Annotated in this window: 15 protein-coding genes; 14 read left to right on the forward strand and 1 reads right to left on the reverse strand. The window is 31.5% G+C overall.

The annotated features are described in order from the left end of the window. Positions 1-254: 254 nt before the first annotated feature. The 3 genes from EYR00_RS06895 to EYR00_RS06905 all read left to right on the forward strand — a co-directional run bounded on the left by EYR00_RS06895 (position 255) and on the right by EYR00_RS06905 (position 3,916). Positions 255-1,370, forward strand: a complete 1,116-nt coding sequence (locus EYR00_RS06895) for a 6-phosphofructokinase (protein WP_003538129.1) — start codon at positions 255-257, stop codon at positions 1,368-1,370. Positions 1,371-1,802: 432 nt separating this feature from the next. Then, positions 1,803-3,242, forward strand: coding sequence for an ABC transporter permease (locus tag EYR00_RS06900; RefSeq protein WP_003538130.1), 1,440 nt, complete (start codon positions 1,803-1,805; stop codon positions 3,240-3,242). A 2-nt stretch (positions 3,243-3,244) separates the two neighbouring features. Then, positions 3,245-3,916: an ABC transporter ATP-binding protein gene (locus tag EYR00_RS06905; protein WP_003538131.1), complete on the forward strand. Its 672-nt coding sequence runs from the start codon at positions 3,245-3,247 to the stop codon at positions 3,914-3,916. A gap of 20 nt (positions 3,917-3,936) precedes the next feature. On the opposite strand, the gene EYR00_RS06910 is transcribed toward EYR00_RS06905, so the two are convergent. After that, positions 3,937-4,812: a MurR/RpiR family transcriptional regulator gene (locus EYR00_RS06910; protein ID WP_008791791.1), complete on the reverse strand. Its 876-nt coding sequence runs from the start codon at positions 4,810-4,812 to the stop codon at positions 3,937-3,939. 151 nt (positions 4,813-4,963) lie between these two features. On the opposite strand from EYR00_RS06910, the gene EYR00_RS06915 reads away from it, so the two are divergent. From EYR00_RS06915 to EYR00_RS06965, 11 genes are all read left to right on the forward strand, one after another. After that, positions 4,964-6,376, forward strand: coding sequence for a glycoside hydrolase family 1 protein (locus EYR00_RS06915; RefSeq protein ID WP_003538133.1), 1,413 nt, complete (start codon positions 4,964-4,966; stop codon positions 6,374-6,376). Between the two features lie 136 nt (positions 6,377-6,512). Beyond that, the gene (locus EYR00_RS06920) at positions 6,513-6,728 is read left to right on the forward strand and encodes a FeoA family protein (protein ID WP_008791790.1); all 216 of its coding nucleotides are present in this window, start codon (positions 6,513-6,515) and stop codon (positions 6,726-6,728) included. Positions 6,729-6,750: 22 nt separating this feature from the next. Beyond that, positions 6,751-6,972, forward strand: a complete 222-nt coding sequence (locus EYR00_RS06925) for a FeoA family protein (RefSeq protein WP_003538135.1) — start codon at positions 6,751-6,753, stop codon at positions 6,970-6,972. Between the two features lie 27 nt (positions 6,973-6,999). Continuing rightward, positions 7,000-9,183, forward strand: coding sequence for a ferrous iron transport protein B (feoB, locus tag EYR00_RS06930; protein WP_003538136.1), 2,184 nt, complete (start codon positions 7,000-7,002; stop codon positions 9,181-9,183). Between the two features lie 14 nt (positions 9,184-9,197). Further along, complete coding sequence (locus EYR00_RS06935) at positions 9,198-9,404, forward strand: FeoB-associated Cys-rich membrane protein (RefSeq protein WP_003538137.1); 207 nt, start codon at positions 9,198-9,200, stop codon at positions 9,402-9,404. Between the two features lie 90 nt (positions 9,405-9,494). Next, complete coding sequence (locus EYR00_RS06940) at positions 9,495-10,328, forward strand: Cof-type HAD-IIB family hydrolase (RefSeq protein ID WP_003538138.1); 834 nt, start codon at positions 9,495-9,497, stop codon at positions 10,326-10,328. A gap of 195 nt (positions 10,329-10,523) precedes the next feature. Continuing rightward, on the forward strand, positions 10,524-10,724 hold the full coding sequence (locus tag EYR00_RS06945; RefSeq protein ID WP_003538140.1) for a cold-shock protein: 201 nt from the start codon (positions 10,524-10,526) through the stop codon (positions 10,722-10,724). Between the two features lie 138 nt (positions 10,725-10,862). Beyond that, positions 10,863-12,752 (forward strand): molecular chaperone HtpG, encoded by a 1,890-nt coding sequence (htpG, locus tag EYR00_RS06950; RefSeq protein ID WP_003538141.1) that lies wholly within the window; start codon positions 10,863-10,865, stop codon positions 12,750-12,752. Between the two features lie 135 nt (positions 12,753-12,887). Further along, on the forward strand, positions 12,888-13,454 hold the full coding sequence (locus EYR00_RS06955; RefSeq protein WP_003538142.1) for a hypothetical protein: 567 nt from the start codon (positions 12,888-12,890) through the stop codon (positions 13,452-13,454). Then, entirely contained in the window at positions 13,451-15,085 is a 1,635-nt protein-coding gene (locus EYR00_RS06960) for a GH3 domain-containing protein (RefSeq protein WP_003538143.1), read from the forward strand. Before EYR00_RS06955 ends, EYR00_RS06960 begins: the two co-directional genes overlap by 4 nt. Continuing rightward, positions 15,078-17,612 (forward strand): histidine kinase N-terminal 7TM domain-containing diguanylate cyclase/phosphohydrolase, encoded by a 2,535-nt coding sequence (locus EYR00_RS06965; RefSeq protein ID WP_003538144.1) that lies wholly within the window; start codon positions 15,078-15,080, stop codon positions 17,610-17,612. The genes EYR00_RS06960 and EYR00_RS06965 overlap by 8 nt, the downstream gene beginning before the upstream one ends. The last annotated feature ends 7 nt before the right edge of the window (positions 17,613-17,619 follow it).

A 17,619-nucleotide genomic window follows, 5' to 3' on the forward strand; every position in this document is an offset into this window, starting at 1 on the left:
CCCTCCTATAAAGATATTATAACGTAAAGTAGATATTTTTGTTTTTATAATAATAATTTAATTATTTATTGAATCTTTAAAAGTAATGTAGTCATCTTTATAATAAATAGATGTTGTTTATTTAAGGCAGAAGTTAATATTTTTTATAATATTTTGTTGAATTTTATAAATATTGCGTATTTTATGTAAACGGTAACATTTTTATTGAGTTTTATTATAAAAAATCATATAATAAAGTTTATGGAGGGATGTTTATGGCAGACGTAAAAAGAATCGCATTATTATCTGGAGGCGGAGATTGCCCCGGGTTAAATGCTGTTATTAGAGCAGTAACCAAAGCGGCTATTAATGAATACGGGTATGAAGTTATTGGCTATGTTTATGGTTATCGTGGTCTTTATAACAATGATTACATAGAATTGACAGTTGATAAGGTAGAGAATATTTATAAAGAAGGTGGAACTATTTTATATAGTTCTAATAAAGATAACTTATTCGACTATCTTGTTGATGATGGTCATGGCGGAAAGGTAAAAAAAGACGTTTCTGATGTTGGTGTCGAAAACTTAAAAAAAGCTGGTGTCGATGTGCTGGTTGTTTTAGGTGGTGATGGTACTTTAACAAGTGCTCGTGATTTTTCAAGAAAAGGCGTTAATGTAATTGGTATCCCTAAAACAATGGATAATGATTTGCCAGCGACTGATTTAACTTATGGATTTATCAGTGCTTCTTCAGTAGGAACTGAATTTATTGACCGGTTAAATACAACGGCAAAATCACATCATCGAGTTATCTGTTGTGAGCTGATGGGACGAGATGCTGGATGGATTGCGTTATATTCAGGAATGGCAGGAAATGCCTCATGTATCTTAATTCCTGAGATTCCATTTACAATTGATAACATTGTTAAGCACGTTGCAAAACGCGACGCTGAAGGTTATCCATACACTGTAATTGCAGTAGCAGAAGGTGCTAAATATGCTGATGGGACTAAGGTGATTGGAAAAATCGTTGAAGATAGTCCTGATCCAGTTCGTTATTCAGGATTAGCTGCAAAGGTAGCTGATGATCTTGAACAGGCAATTGCTAACCATGAAGTTCGTTCAGTTAATCCAGGACATATCATCCGTGGAGGAGATATCCAAGCATATGATCGTATTTTATCAATTCGTTTTGGTGTAAAAGCACTTGAGCTGATTAAAGAAGGTAAATTTGGTAATGTTGTTACTTTAAAAGGTGAAGAAATGTCTTATACATCTTTAGAGGAAGTAATCGGTGATGCTAAATTTGGAAAACAAAAACATGTAGATCCTAATGGTGAATTAGTAAAAGCTGCAAAAGCGATTGGAATTTGCTTTGGTGATGAATAAGACTGTAAAACAGTCTTATTTTTTATAAAAATGTAAATAATATTATATGAATAAAAACTATTAAGATTATTTTATTACATAAAAAGAATCAAAGATAGTCGAAATGAATAATTATTATTGCGGTAGATATTAGTCTAGTATAAGAAGTACCATTTGATAATATTTTTTTAAAAATTTTGAATTAAATATTAAAAATAGTACATAATATTATTGAGGTGAATTTATGAAAAAACCAAAACATGGGCAACAGTCAAGTAATGACAATGCTAAAGATCAATTAGGTGATGATGAAATAGTTGTATCAGGAAATCAAGAAGATTCTACAATTAAATATAGATAAGGGAAACTAACTTTAGTTTCCTATTTTTTTACATAATTGAACGATTTTATCCTTAACTATAGTTTGCTATATTTTTTTCAGGAGGTTAAGATATGTTAAAAAATGCATTTCTAAGTATTAAAAAGAATATTGGCAAGACAGTTTTATTATTTGTAATAATGACAGTAATTGCGAACTTGATTATTGCAGGTTTGTCAATCCAGAGTGCTTCGAAAAAATCAATGGAGCAAATTAGAACATCACTTGGCAATGATGTAACATTGACAACAAATATGCAAAATATGATGGGTCAACGTGAAAAAGGGCAAGCAGTTAGTGAAGTAGCAGCAAGTGTTACAATTGCGATGGCTGACCAGTTAAAAGATTTAAAATATGTAAAAAATTATAATTATGCTATTTCAACCACAGCAAGTAGCGATGATATTACAGCTGTTGAATTGACCACAAGTCAAGATAATCAAACAATGGAACGTCCTGATGGACAAGAAAATTTCCAATCAGCAAATCAAGGAGATTTTTCAATCAGTGCAAATACGACGATGGAATATTTAGATAGTTTCACAGAAGAAAGTAGTACTCTAAAACAGGGACGATTATTATCAAGTGATGATGCCGGAACAAATAATTGTGTCATTGAAACAAATTTAGCTACTGATAATGATTTAAATGTAGGTGATACATTTACAGTTTATACTACTATAAATGAAGAAACAGTAACACAACAATTAACTATTGTCGGAATCTACGAGGTGACAGATGCTAAAACAATGGGTGGACCAGGGCAAAGTAATCCGTTTAATACAATTTATACAGATTTATCTATTGGTCAAACATTATCGGGGAGTGAAACAAATATTACATCGGCAACTTATTATTTAGATGACCCTGAGAATATTGAAGCTTTTCAAACCTTAGCACAAAAAAAGAGTGATATCGATTTTGAGACATATACGCTTGATGCAAATGATCGTTTATATCAGCAAAATGTAAGTAGTTTAGAAAATACTCAATCATTTGCAACAATGTTTTTAATCGTTGTAATTGGTGCCGGAAGTGCTATTCTATGCTTGATTTTAATTTTAACAATCAGAAGCAGATATTATGAAATTGGTGTATTTTTATCATTAGGACAAAGTAAAGTGAAAATTATTTTACAACAATTATTTGAGATGCTTTTGATTGCGACTGTTGCCTTTGTTATTTCACTAGGTACCGGAAAGTTAGTATCAAATGTAGTTGGAAATATGCTAGAATCTGGAACGAACAATAATCAAGTTCAAATGCAGATGCCGGAAATCAGAGATCAAAATAACGATAGCAATAACACTGATTCGACATCCGGTAATGATAAAATGTTCGATCAAGCATTTAATGGACCGGAAAATACAGAATTAGATGTGTCTTTAACAACTACTACAGTAATGCAATTAGCGGGGATTACAATTGCAATTTGTCTTGTTTCAATCGCTATTCCATCTGCTTATGTATTACGATTATCACCACGTGAGATTCTTGTGAAGAAGGAGGGGTAGAGATGGAAACAATTTTGAATTTTGAAGATGTTTCATACCATTATTTAGATGGTTCTAGTAATGTAAGTATTTTGAATAAAGCTAATTATAGTTTTGAAAAAGGAAAAATCTATGCAATTGTTGGCGCTAGCGGTAGCGGGAAGACAACAACTATTGTATTGGCTGGTGGTTTAGATAAGCCAAAAGGTGGAAAAGTTATTTTTAAAGGCCAAGATACTGCAAGGATTGGATTAAATAAATATCGTCGGAATGACATTTCGATTGTGTTTCAATCATATAATTTGATTCATTATATGAATGCTTATGAAAATGTTGCTAATGCAATTGAAATAGCTGGACGGAAGGTCCAAAATAAAAAAGAATATTGCCTGGATATTTTAAAAAAATTAGGGCTTTCAAAAGAACAAAGTTTACGAGATATTCGCAAACTTTCTGGAGGACAGCAACAAAGAATTGCTATTGCTCGTGCAATTGCCAAAGATGTTGATTTAATTTTAGCTGATGAACCTACGGGTAATCTTGATGAAAAGAATTCTAAAGAAATTTTAAAAACATTTATCGATTTAGCTCATCAAGCTAATAAATGTATTATAATTGTTACTCATTCGCCATCATTGGCTCAAAAGTGTGATGTTCAATTAAAAATAGAGGACGGACAAATTGTTGAAATTTAAAAGGCTGCTCAAACAGCCTTTTAATCATTGATGGGACTTTTATAAGGATGACGGTGATCAAATAATTTATCACGATTAATTTTTTCATTAATATAATGATCATAATTCAATCTAAAGATACATGAAAAAATCAAATCAAGCAAATAAGAAATCGATGTTTTGGATGAATAAGGAGCTATCTTAGAAAATATCTTTTCTCGTGATCCTGTATTCATAATATAAGTGCAATATTTTGATAATTGATTATCCCCGATAGAAGTAATACCCAAAAGGGGAACATGCATCTTTTTTAAAAATTTCGCAAGTTCTACCATTTCATTCGTTTCGCCGGAATATGATATAAGAATGGCTACATCATCAGGACTACAAGTATATGATAAGAAACCTTGCTCACCAGCATGAGCTCGCATTTCCACCATTTTACCAATTCGCATCATTTTGTGTTGAAAATCAAAACCAGCTAATAAAGAATTACCATTTCCAAAAAGATAGATGCGTCTTGCTTGATCGAGTAAATTAATAATTTTGTCAAGGTTCTTAAAATCAACTAAGTTTAAGGTGTCTTCAATAGCTTCTTGATGCAGATTGGCAATCCGATATGCAATTTGGCTATTTGAGTCGGTGTTTCCAAAAGGAAAGTTGACGTCAACACGTTTTTTGTTTTTTTTATCAAACTGTAATTCAGCTGAATATTTGATTTTAAAGTCACCATAGCCATTAAGTCCTAATTTACGGCAAAGACGAACAATTGTTGCTGGAGAAGTATAAGTTTGTTTAGCTAATTCTTTTACTGATAAATTAAGAATATCTTCACCATTATCTAATATGTATTTCGCAATTGTTTTTTCAGAACTGGAGAAATCTAATTCAAATTCTAATTGAGTCATAATACTCATAAAATCACCTCTATTTAGTATATCATGAAACATTGTTTCATAAAACTGGTATTTATTAAATAAAATATGAAACTTGATTATAAGGTCAGAAAAACTCATTTACTTATCTTTACAGATTAACTAAAATGGTATGTGAAAGAGAGGTATTGTAATGGAAAAGAAATTACCAGATAATTTTTATTGGGGTGGCTCAGTATCAAGTTTTCAAACTGAAGGAGCTCGTAACGAAGGTGGAAAAGGCGTTTGTATTTATGACGTTAGACCAACTGATCCAGAATTTTCTGACTGGTCAGTAGGAATTGATGAATATCATCGTTATGATGAAGATATTGCTTTAATGAAAGATATGGGATTCAATTTTTACCGTTTTTCAATTTGCTGGTCAAGAATTATTCCTGATGGGACTTTAGATGAACCGGTAAATGAAGAAGGAATTAAATTTTACAGTGATCTAATTGATAAATTGATTGCTGCTGGTATAGAACCTATGATAACTTTAGTGCATTTTGATATGCCTTATAAATTAGTAAAAGAACATAATGGTTTTGCATCACGCTATGTTGTTGACTGTTTTGAAAGATATGCTCGTGTATGTATCGAACGATTTGGTAATCGAGTTAAACACTGGATGTCTTTTAATGAACAAAATTTACATGGGATGATGTTGCGTGTATCTAACGCTGAAGAAATTCCTGAAGGTGTGGACCCAGCTAAACATTTATATCAAGTCAATCACAATGTTTTTATTGCTCATTGTAAAGCTGTCAAAGCATTAAGAGAATTACAGCCAGATGCTCAATTCTGCGGTATGAATGCAGTTACTAATATTTATCCATATTCAAATACGCCAAAGAACAATTTATTTGCATGGAAAGCTTATCAATATATGAATGGTTTCCACTGTGATGTTTTTGCTAAAGGAAAATATCCAGATTATATGATAGCATATTTAGAAAACCGTGGATGGATGCCAACATTTGAAGAAGGCGATGATGAATTATTAAAGTATACTGTAGATTATATTGCTTTTAGTTATTATCGCTCTAATACTGTTACTGAAGGTGAATTTGATTATACAAGACCATATCATGAAGTAGTTGGAGAACATACAGTTAAAAATCCACATTGCGAAGCTAATGAATGGGGTTGGGAAATTGATCCTGTTGGTTTTAGATGGACTTTAAATGATTTAGCAACACGTTCTGATTTACCGGTTTTCGTTCTTGAAAACGGAATTGGATGGCGTGAAGATATGACGCAAGAAGAAGTTGATACAATGTTAGCAGCTAATAAAACAATCGAAGATGATTATCGTATTAATTATCATCGTGATCACATAAAAGAAATGAAAAATGCAATGTTTGAAGAAGGCGTTAAATGTCTAGGTTACATTACTTGGGGACCAATTGATATTCTAGCAAGTATGTGTAATATGGATAAACGATATGGTTTTGTTTATGTAAACCGTACTAATAAGGATATTCGTGATTTAAAACGTATTCCTAAAAAATCATATCATTGGGTTAAAAAAGCATTTGAATCAAATGGAGAAGATTTAGACTAAGAAGGAGAAATCCTTCTTTTTTTGCTGATAAAGTTAAAATATCCTAACTTTTTTCTTGGCAACTATTGACTTTTAAGTTAGGCAGGTATAACATAACAGTAGTTAGATAGGACTAACAAGAAAAAGCGAGGAAGTGATGATGATGCCTTTAACTATGGCGACAATTGGTGAAGTACAGACCATAAAAAAAGTCGGAGGAAAACAAGAAGTAAAATTATTTCTTGAATCGCTAGGCTTTACAACAGGAGCGACAGTTACTATTGTAAGTAAGAACCAAGGAAATCTAATTACTAAAATTAAAGAATCAAGAGTAGCGATTAGTCAAGAGATGGCTAATAAAATTATGATTTAACTATTAAAAGGGGGATAATTAATTGAAAACGCTAAGAGATGTAAAATGCGGAACTAGTGCGAGAGTCATGAAACTGCATGGAGATGGAGCTGTAAAAAGAAGAATCATGGATATGGGAATTACTAAGGGGACAGAAGTACTAGTTCGTAAAGTTGCACCATTAGGTGATCCAATTGAGGTTAAAGTACGAGGATATGAACTATCTTTGCGTAAAGCCGATGCAGCAATGATTGAAGTATTATAGTAGTAAAATATATAGGAGGGTGAAAAAATGTCAATTACAATTGCATTAGCGGGGAATCCTAATAGTGGGAAAACAACGCTATTTAATGCTTTGACTGGTTCCAATCAATTTGTTGGAAACTGGCCAGGGGTAACAGTAGAGAAAAAAGAGGGTAAATTAAAAGGTCATAAAGATGTTAAATTAATGGATCTACCTGGTATTTATTCTTTGTCGCCATATACTTTGGAAGAGGTAGTGGCACGTAACTATCTAATTCAAGAAAGACCAGATGCAATTATCAATATTGTTGATGGAACAAACTTAGAAAGAAATCTTTATTTAACTACACAAATTATGGAGTTGGGGATTCCTGTTATTATGGCAATCAATATGATGGATATCGTTGCTAAAAATAATGATAAGATTGATGTAAAAAAATTATCAAAAGAATTGGGGTGCCAAGTTGTTGAAATTTCTGCTCTTAAAGGAAAAGGAATAAAAGAAGCGGCTGATCGTGCTGTTACTTTAGCTAATTCTAAAAGAATAAATGCACCAATTCATAAATTTGATAGTGCTGTTGAAGAAAAATTAGACCAGATTGAAGCAATGTTGCCAAGTGATATTGCAGTGGAACAACGACGTTTTTATGCGATTAAATTATTTGAACGTGATGATAAAATTTCAGGATTAATGAGTAGTGTACCTAATGTTGAAACAATTATTGATCAAAGTGAAAAAGAATTAGATGACGATGCAGAAAGTATTATTACTAATGAACGTTATCAATTTATAACTTCTATTATAGATGATTGTTATAAAAAACATAGTCATGATCAATTATCAGTTTCTGATAAAATTGACCGCATTGTTACAAACCGCTGGTTAGCCTTACCAATCTTTGCAGTAGTAATGTTTGTGGTTTATTATATTTCAGTAACTACTGTTGGTACTTGGGCGACTGATTGGGCAAATGAAGGTGTGTTTGGTGATGGATGGAGTTTATTTGGACTAGCAGTTCCATCAATTCCAAGCTTAATTGAAGGATTATTAGAATCATTAGGAACTGCGGCCTGGTTAAATGGCTTAATTTTAGATGGTATCGTAGCTGGGGTAGGTGCGGTATTAGGTTTCGTTCCACAAATGTTAGTGTTATTCTTTTTCTTAGCGGTGCTTGAATCATGTGGATACATGGCTCGGGTTGCATTTATTATGGATAGAATTTTTAGAAAATTTGGATTATCAGGTAAATCATTCATTCCAATGTTGATTGGAACTGGATGTGGGGTACCAGGAATTATGGCATCACGTACTATTGAAAATGATCGTGATCGAAAAATGACGATTATTACAACTACGTTTATTCCTTGTGGTGCTAAGTTACCAATTATTGCGTTAATTGCAGGTGCATTATTTGGTGGTGCATCTTGGGTAGCACCGAGTGCATATTTTATTGGAATAGCTGCAATTATTACTTCTGGAATTATTTTAAAGAAAACAAGACGTTTTGCTGGTGAACCAGCACCATTCGTAATGGAGTTACCAGCGTATCATATGCCGACGATTACTAACGTTTTAAGAAGTATGTGGGAAAGAGGATGGTCTTTCATTAAAAAAGCTGGAACGATTATCTTATTATCAAGTATTTTAGTTTGGTTTACTTCATACTTTGGATTTGTCGATGGACAATTTACAATGTTAGAAGATACTCAGTTAGATCATAGTATTTTAGCATCAATTGGTAATGCAATTGCATGGATATTTACACCACTTGGTTGGGGTGATTGGAAAGCTGCAGTAGCTGCGATTACAGGTTTAGTTGCTAAAGAAAACGTTGTTGGTACATTCGGTATTTTATATGGATTTGCAGAGGTTGCTGACGATGGAGCAGAAATCTGGGGAACCTTAGCAGCAAGCTATACACAAATTGCAGCATTTTCATTCTTAATCTTTAACTTATTATGTGCACCATGTTTTGCTGCTATGGGAGCAATTAAAAGAGAAATGAATAATGGCCGCTGGACAGCGTTTGCAATTGTGTATCAAACTGTATTTGCTTATTTAGTAGCATTTAGTGTTTACCAAATTGGAAATTTAGTTATTACTGGAACATTTACATTTGCTACAGTAATTGCTATATTAGTAGTGATTGGTTTTGTTTATCTATTAGTTCGACCATATAAAGAAGACAATCGTTTAAATATCGATTTAAATAAAACTGTAACTGAAAAATAGAAAGGGTGATAACAGTGAACTGGCTAATTGAAAATTTATCGACTATCATCGTTAGTGTCATTTTATTATTTGCAGTCCTATTAGCAATCAATTCAATCAGAAAAGATAAAGCTAATGGTAAATCTAGTTGTGGCGGAAATTGTGGTAGTTGTGGTACTAGTTGTCATAGCCGCACTAATAGTTTAGTAGATAGTTATCATCATGATCACGGGAAGTGTTAGTACTTCCCTTTTTCTTTTTTTGTAAAAAGAATACAAATATTCTTTAAAATAGGTATACTTATATAATAAATAATCTTAAGGAGGAATGTTATGGAGAAAAAAGCAATTTTTTTAGATGTTGATGGAACATTGGTTGCTAATCATGGCAAAATGACTGAGCAGGTAAAAAAAGCAATCACTCTAGCCCGTAATCAGGGACATAAAGTATTTATTTGTACAGGAAGAAATAAGATAGGAATTAGAAATGAGTTAGAGGAAGTAAATTTTGATGGTTTTATTGCTAGTGCTGGAAGCTATATCGAAGTTGCTGATGAAGTAGTCCATAGCCGTTATTATGATCGTAAATTAATTGAAAAAGCTTGCGATGTATTTAATCGTAATAATATCGTATATAATTATGAGTGTACCGATATTACATATATGTCACCCAAAATGATGGAATTTTTTGTAGGTGGAAATAATGAGGAAGCGACTAATTCGGAGATGGAACGCTTAAAAGCTGAACAAAGTGATAAATTTAATGTAAGAGATATGAATGAATACGATGGTCGTGGAATTCATAAAATATCCTTTATTGCAATGAAGCAGGAAGATTTCGATCATGCTTTTAAAGAATTGAAAGAGAACTTTAACTTTGTAGTACATGATATGTTTGGCAGTAAAAATATTAATGGTGAAATAATGTCAAAACTTGATAATAAAGGAACAGGAATCAAACGAATTGTTGATTATCTAAATATAGATATGGAAGACACAATTGGATTTGGTGATAGTATGAATGATTATGAAATGATCGATGCAGTCAAATGTGGAGTGGTCATGGACAATGGCAGTGCTCGGCTTAAGGAAATAGCTGATCGAATTTGTAAAAGTGTTGATGAAGACGGAGTCTATTATGAATTTATTGATTTAGGAATAATTTAAGTTAAAAAGATTATAAAATATAAATTGAAATATTATTCTGATATTGGTTGACTTCTTATTGTTGCTGTGATATTATATATGAGTAACGAGCAATGAATATTTAACTTACAGATGTGAAAGTTGTATTTATAAGCAACTTAGCATCTGCTTTTTTTATAGTAATGCTTTTTATAATAAAAATAGGAGGTACGTCTGATGAATACAGGTACAGTAAAATGGTTTAATAGTGAAAAAGGTTTTGGATTTATTACAAAAGATACAGGTGGAGATTTATTTGTTCACTTTTCTGCAATCCAAGGTAGTGGATTCAAATCTTTAGAAGAGGGTGCTAAAGTAAGCTTCGATATCGTTGAATCTGATCGTGGTGAACAAGCAGCAAACGTTGCAGCTTTATAATTAACCAAAAGTCTCAATAGAGACTTTTTATTTTTGACTAATTTAGCACTTTCCTATTGACACTGCTAAATAGTTGTATTAGAATATCTTTAGCACAAATGAATGAGGAGTGCTAATATTTAGAATGGAGATGTGAGTATGGCTGAGAAAAAACAATTTAAAGCAGAATCAAAAAGATTATTAGATTTAATGATTAATTCTATTTATACACATAAAGAAATTTTCTTACGTGAATTGATTTCTAATGCAAGTGATGCAAGTGATAAATTATATTATAAAGCACTTACAGAAAATATTTCTTCAATTAATCGCAATGATTTAAAAATTATGATTGAAATCGATAAAGAAAATCGTGTTTTAACTATTAAAGATAATGGAATTGGGATGGATAAAGATGAATTAGAAACACATCTTGGAACTATTGCTAATAGTGGTTCATTTGAGTTTAAAAATGAAAATGAACATGATGATATTGATATTATCGGACAATTTGGTGTTGGTTTCTATGCAGCTTTCATGGTGGCAAAAAAAGTAGAAGTGATTTCTAAAAAATATGGAACTGAGCAAGGATATACTTGGGTATCTGAAGTTAGTGATGGCTATGAGATTTTTGAAACTAATGTTGCTGATCATGGAACTACAATTAAATTATACTTAAAAGATAATACGGATGATGATAACTATGATGAATATTTAAATCAATATCATATTCGTGATTTAGTTAAAAAATATTCTGATTACGTGCATTATCCAATTAATATGGATATGACAGTTTCAAAGAAAAAAGATGATAGTGATGAATACGAAGATGTTATTGAAAATCAAACATTAAATTCAATGGTACCATTATGGAAACGTAATAAAAAAGATATTACTGATGAAGAATATAATGATTTCTACAAAGATAAATTTAATGATTTTAATGATCCGTTGAAAGTGATTCATAGCCGAGTAGAAGGTAACGTTTCATATGATTCATTATTATTTATTCCTTCAAAACCACCAATGAATTATTATTCAAATGAATATGAAAAAGGGTTACAATTATATTCACGTGGTGTCTTCATCATGGATAAAGCTAGTGAATTAGTTCCTGAACATTTCCGCTTTGTTAAAGGATTGGTTGATTCAGAAGACTTATCATTAAATATTTCAAGAGAAATGTTACAACACGACCGTCAATTAAAAGTAATTGCTGATAAAATTGAAAAGAAAATTCAATCAGAATTAGAAACAATGTTGAAAAAAGATCGTGTAAAATATGAAGAATTCTTTAATAGTTTTGGTTTACAATTAAAGTTTGGTATTTATAATAGCTATGGAATGTTAAAAGAAAAATTACAAGATCTGCTATTATATTATTCTAGTAAAGAAGAAAAACTTATTACCTTAGCGGAATATATTGAACATATGCCTGAAGGTCAAAAGGAGATTTATTTTGCAAGTGGTGAAACTCGTGAAAAGATTGCCACTTTACCACAAGTAGAAGTAGTCAAAGACAAAGGATATGATGTTCTATATTTAACAGATAATGTAGATGAATTCTGTTTCCAAATGATGCGTGATTATAAGGAAAAACCATTTAAGAGTGTAGCTCAAGGTGATTTAGATATCGATAGTGAAGAGGAAAAGAAAGAATTAGAAAAAACTAATGAAGAGAATAAAGACTTATTGACAGCAATCAAAGATTCTCTTGGTGATAAAGTCGTTGACGTAAAAGTATCTTCACGATTAAAATCACATCCTGTTTGTCTAGTTTCTAGTGATGGAGTATCATTTGAAATGGAAAAAGTCTTAAATCAGATGCCTGAAGGTCAAGAAGTAAAAGCAGGTAGAATTTTAGAAATTAATCCTAATCATGATATTTTCAATGCTATGAAAAAGGTTTATGAAAATAATCCTGATAAAGTAAATGATTATGCAAGTATCTTATATGATCAAGCTTTATTGATTGAAGGATTCTCAATCGACAATCCAGTTGATTTTTCAAATAAAATTTGTGATTTGATGATTGAATTGAATAAATAATTGAAGAATTTTAAAGGGTAGATGTTAAGTCTACCTTTTTTTGTACTATTTAGTAAAAAAATTACTAAATACATTAAAAAATTGAGCGATTATGTGTATAATAGACATATATGAAAATAGAGTGAGAGGGTATATATGTTAAATATTTGTGGGATTATTGCTTTTTTTATGATGTACATTTATGATTTGAATTTAATTTATTTAGGTAATAAAATTTTTAAAAAGTTTTTTGCGATTGGGTCAATAATATTAGTATTTGCTACTTTAGCGAATATTATTATTTATTTTCCTAAAAAAATAGATGCACACTTTATTATCTTTTTGGGACTTGCATTACTGGCAGCGATAGGGTTAATCTATACGTTATTTTTTGCGTTAAAATTTGATGATGCATATAAAAATACTGAGAATAAACAGCCGTGTGTAAAAACCGGTGTCTATGCCTTATGTCGTCATCCGGGGGTGCACATGATGATTTTAATGTATTTATGTTTATATCTAGCTTTTCAAAATGAAACTATGTTATTTATGTTGATTGGATTTAATCTATTAAATATTGGGTATGTGATTTTACAAGACATAATTATTTTCCCCAAGCAATTTGTTGATTACGATGAATATAAAAAAATAGTACCATTTCTTGTTCCAACAATTAAAAGTATTAGAAGCTGTATTAGAACATTTGGGGAGGTGTCAAAATGAAATTTGAGGATAAATTAAAAGCACGGAGTCGAGAAGATGTTTGGAATGAATACTGTGGCTTTTTAGATTTATCGATGGATGAATTTGTTCAGATTCAAAATCGTCTGATGGAAGAACAAATTGCCTTATGGTCACGAAGCCCATTAGGGAAAAAAATATTAAAAGGAAGTACACCAAAAAATATTAAGGAGTTTCGTGGACTAGTTCCATTAACTTCTTATGATGATTATGCTAGCGACTTATTACAAAAGAAAAGCGAACTTTTACCAGATGAACCGGTTTTATGGATCCAGACAACTTGGGAGGGTGGTAAACATCCCATCAAGGTGGCTCCTTATACTGAAAGTATGCTGGATACATTTAAACGAAATGTCTGTGCCTGTTTGTTATTGGGAACTTCAACAAAGCGAGGGGATTTTAAAGCCCGTTCGACAGATACGATTTTATATGGTCTAGCACCATTACCTTATGCAACAGGCTTGTTACCATTAGCATTTGAAGAGGAAATCGGTATTGAATTTTTACCGCCTGTTAAGGATGCTGTGAAAATGAGTTTTTCAACTCGAAATAAAGTAGGATTTAAATTAGGATTGTCAAAGGGAATTGACTATTTTTTTGGTTTAGGAAGTGTAACTTATTATGTTAGTTTAAGTTTAGGAAAAATGAGTTCTGGTGGTGGCGGTGCTATTTCTTTATTAAAAAAATCTCCATTACGTTTTGCTAAGATTGTATTAGCAAAATGCAAATGCATAAAAGAAGGACGTGAGTTAAAACCTAAAGATATTTTTAAATTAAAGGGATTTATGGTAGCAGGAACAGATAATGCTTGTTATAAGGATGATTTAGAAGAATTGTGGGGTATTCGTCCAATGGAAATATTTGCTGGAACGGAACCAACTTGTATAGGCACTGAGACGTGGAGCCGAAATGGATTATACTTTTTCCCTGATGCTTGTTTTTATGAGTTTATCCCAAGTGACGAAATGGAGAAAAATTTAGCTGATTCTAGTTATCAGCCTCGAACAGTATTGATAAATGAGGTTGAAGAAGGAATGAGTTATGAATTAGTAATATCTGTTTTAAAAGGCGGAGCCTTTATGCGTTATCGAGTAGGTGATATGTATCAGTGTATTGATCTTAAAAATAAAGATGAGAATATTAAATTACCGCGATTTAAATATCTCGATCGGGTTCCAAATGTCATTGATATTGGCGGGTTTACAAGGATTACTGAAAATTCGATTGATCAAGTTGTCAAATTATCGGGACTTAAAATCACTAATTATATTGCTAAAAAAGAATTTAATCATAATAATCGTCCATATCTGCATCTATATGTTGAAATGGATCCACATGCTCAAATCACCCAAGCTATTTCAATTGAAATACTAAGGGAACAATTAAGCATTTATTTTAAATATGTAGATCAAGATTATCAGGATTTAAAGAAAATTCTAGGTATCGATCCGTTAAAAATAACAATTATAAAAGCTGGAACATTTGCCTATTATGAAAAAAATCATTCTCATAAAATTAAAAAAATTAATCCTCCAACTTTAGAAATTAATGAACTGTTAACGATTCAAGATCAGGATTATCGGGTTGAAATGGGAGGACGACTATATGAATAATTATACATATGTCTCGATTATTGCGCTGTACTGTTATATATTTTTATTTATTTCATTATCGGCTTCAAAGAAAACTAAGTTGATTAAAGCTTTTATGACATTGTTAATGGCGATGATGTTTTGGACTGGTGGTTCTTTCTTTATGCGTTCAATGTTTGGACCATCAGTCAAATTTTGGTATGATATTTCTTTATTGGGTTTATGTCTAGTACCATATGCGTTTATTAGTTTTGTCCATGAATTTTTATTTAATTCACCTCATAAAAAAGATACTATTTGGTTCTTTCTTTTTGTCGGACTTTTCATTATTAATGCTACAACAGAACTCTTGCTGCCAGCACCTGAATATACAATAAGGGCTAGCGGGATTCCAGCATTTTATTATACTTCTAATGTTTATACGTATATTTTTTATTGTTTCTTTCTAGCAAGTATTATTTATTGTGTTTCGTTGATCATAAAAGGCTTTAAAGAAAATCGTAATCAGGTGATCCGGCTAATGCCAATGTTTGCTGGGATTGCATGTTTAATATTTGGAAATACTTGTGTTATGTTGGGGTGGTTTGCTGGTTTTCCAATTGATATTGTTGCTGGGGTTATTAATGCAATATGTATGTTCTATACTTTGTATAAACGACGTTTATTTAGGCTTAATCTTTTAGTTTCACGACGTAGCAGTTATGTAATAGCTGGAATGTTGTCAATTATTTTATTTGCTAATTTAGTTGGTACATTTCAAAATATTTTATTTGAACATTTTGGTTTGATTACTAAAAATTATTATGTATTAGTAATTGCAGTAGCTTTTACGATTGTAACTGCGATAATTTATACAATGTTAAAAAAATTTATTGATGCAATTTTTATAAAAGAAGAAATTCAGCAATCAGATAGTTTAAAAGAGTTTTCTAACTATGTTTCAAAAACTTTGCAAGTAAATGAAATTGTCGGGGCAATGGGTGAAATAATTTTGAAATGTGTCGAAACCAAACAAGTGTATATTTGTCTTTTAGATGACAATGGTGATTATTCAATTGAGTACAGCAGTTCACCGTTAAGAAAAAATAACTATATTATTAATCATGAAAATCCTGTGGTGATTAAATTAATGAATAACGATGATATGATATTTTATAGTGAATTTAGACATTCAATAAATTATCGTTCAATGTGGGACAGTGAGAAACAATTATTTGAAAATCTAAATATTGAAGGAATTATCCCAGTTAAACAAGAGCAATTAATTGGGATGATCCTGCTGGCTCCCAAACCACGGCGCTCGGGGTATAGTTATGGAGAAATTAGTTTCTTGTCTTCAGTTGCTTCAATTAGTGCCATTGCTTTAATTAATTCAAAAATGTATGAGACAGTTTATAATGAAGCACGTAGTGATGAATTAACTGGACTGTTGAATCGTAAATATTTTTATGAGGCTTTGAATAATGAATATGAAAAATTGGGAGAACGCCAATTATCATTGATTTTAGTAAGTGTAGATGATGTTCGGCTTTATAATCAATTGTATGGTAATAAAGAAGGAGATATTGTCTTAATTAATGTAGCACGAATTATGGATGATTATGTAAATACACAAGGTTATACAGCACGTTTAGGGGGAAAGGAATTTGGGATTATTTTACCAAATTATGGACCTTTAGAAGCAAAAGATCTGGCCGAAAACATTCGCGAGCAAATAATGAATATGAATAAACGAGATAGTGACTATACTTTAAAAGTAGTTACTGCAAGCTTTGGTATTAGTTCTATTCCGGTATCTGCCAATACAATTAAACAATTATTAGATTATGCAGATCAAGCGCTATATCAGTCAAAGCGACATGGTAAAAATCGTGTATCAGTTTATAATGCAGGAGTGGTTGAAAGTACAAGTGGTGTGACGATTGTTGATGCACATCGAGAAAAACAGAATATTTACTTAGAGTATGCGCCGACAATTTATGCATTGACAGCTGCAATTGATGCAAAAGACCATTATACTTTTACCCATTCTGAAAATGTTGCTTATTATGCTACAAAATTAGCAATCGGATGTGGATATGATAGTGAATTAGTCGAGATTATTAATGAAGCTGCACTTCTTCATGATATTGGTAAAATTGGGATTTCAGAAAATATTTTAAAGAAAACTTCTAAATTAAGTGATGAAGAATACCAAATTATGCAATCGCATGTGGAAGCTTCAGTTAATATTATTCGACATTTACCTTCATTGGACTACGTTATTCCAATTGTCTTAACACATCACGAACGTTATGATGGGCGTGGATATCCAAGAAGAATTTCTGGTGAAGATATCCCGGCCGGAGGAAGAATTATGGCAATAGCGGATTCTTTTGATGCAATGACTTCAAGAAGGAGTTATAAAGAACCATATTCATTAGAGTATGCTCTTAATGAATTAAAGCGTAATCGGGGATTGCAATTTGATCCCGATTTAGTTGATAAGTTTATTGAACTGATAAATTCTGGTATAATTGAAGTAAGAGGTAATCAAAATAATGAGTAAGGAGGAA

It is taken from the genome of Thomasclavelia ramosa DSM 1402 (genome assembly GCF_014131695.1).
GTDB lineage: Bacteria > Bacillota_I > Bacilli_A > Erysipelotrichales > Coprobacillaceae > Thomasclavelia > Thomasclavelia ramosa.

Bases quoted from the DNA above. Each gene is read 5' to 3' on its own strand.
- EYR00_RS06895 (WP_003538129.1), top strand. From the start codon at position 255: ATGGCAGACGTAAAAAGAATCGCATTATTATCTGGAGGCGGAGATTGC.
- EYR00_RS06900 (WP_003538130.1), top strand. From the start codon at position 1,803: ATGTTAAAAAATGCATTTCTAAGTATTAAAAAGAATATTGGCAAGACA.
- EYR00_RS06905 (WP_003538131.1), top strand. From the start codon at position 3,245: ATGGAAACAATTTTGAATTTTGAAGATGTTTCATACCATTATTTAGAT.
- EYR00_RS06910 (WP_008791791.1), bottom strand. From the start codon at position 4,812: ATGAGTATTATGACTCAATTAGAATTTGAATTAGATTTCTCCAGTTCT.
- EYR00_RS06915 (WP_003538133.1), top strand. From the start codon at position 4,964: ATGGAAAAGAAATTACCAGATAATTTTTATTGGGGTGGCTCAGTATCA.
- EYR00_RS06920 (WP_008791790.1), top strand. From the start codon at position 6,513: ATGATGATGCCTTTAACTATGGCGACAATTGGTGAAGTACAGACCATA.
- feoB (WP_003538136.1), top strand. From the start codon at position 7,000: ATGTCAATTACAATTGCATTAGCGGGGAATCCTAATAGTGGGAAAACA.
- EYR00_RS06940 (WP_003538138.1), top strand. From the start codon at position 9,495: ATGGAGAAAAAAGCAATTTTTTTAGATGTTGATGGAACATTGGTTGCT.
- EYR00_RS06945 (WP_003538140.1), top strand. From the start codon at position 10,524: ATGAATACAGGTACAGTAAAATGGTTTAATAGTGAAAAAGGTTTTGGA.
- htpG (WP_003538141.1), top strand. From the start codon at position 10,863: ATGGCTGAGAAAAAACAATTTAAAGCAGAATCAAAAAGATTATTAGAT.
- EYR00_RS06955 (WP_003538142.1), top strand. From the start codon at position 12,888: ATGTTAAATATTTGTGGGATTATTGCTTTTTTTATGATGTACATTTAT.
- EYR00_RS06960 (WP_003538143.1), top strand. From the start codon at position 13,451: ATGAAATTTGAGGATAAATTAAAAGCACGGAGTCGAGAAGATGTTTGG.
- EYR00_RS06965 (WP_003538144.1), top strand. From the start codon at position 15,078: ATGAATAATTATACATATGTCTCGATTATTGCGCTGTACTGTTATATA.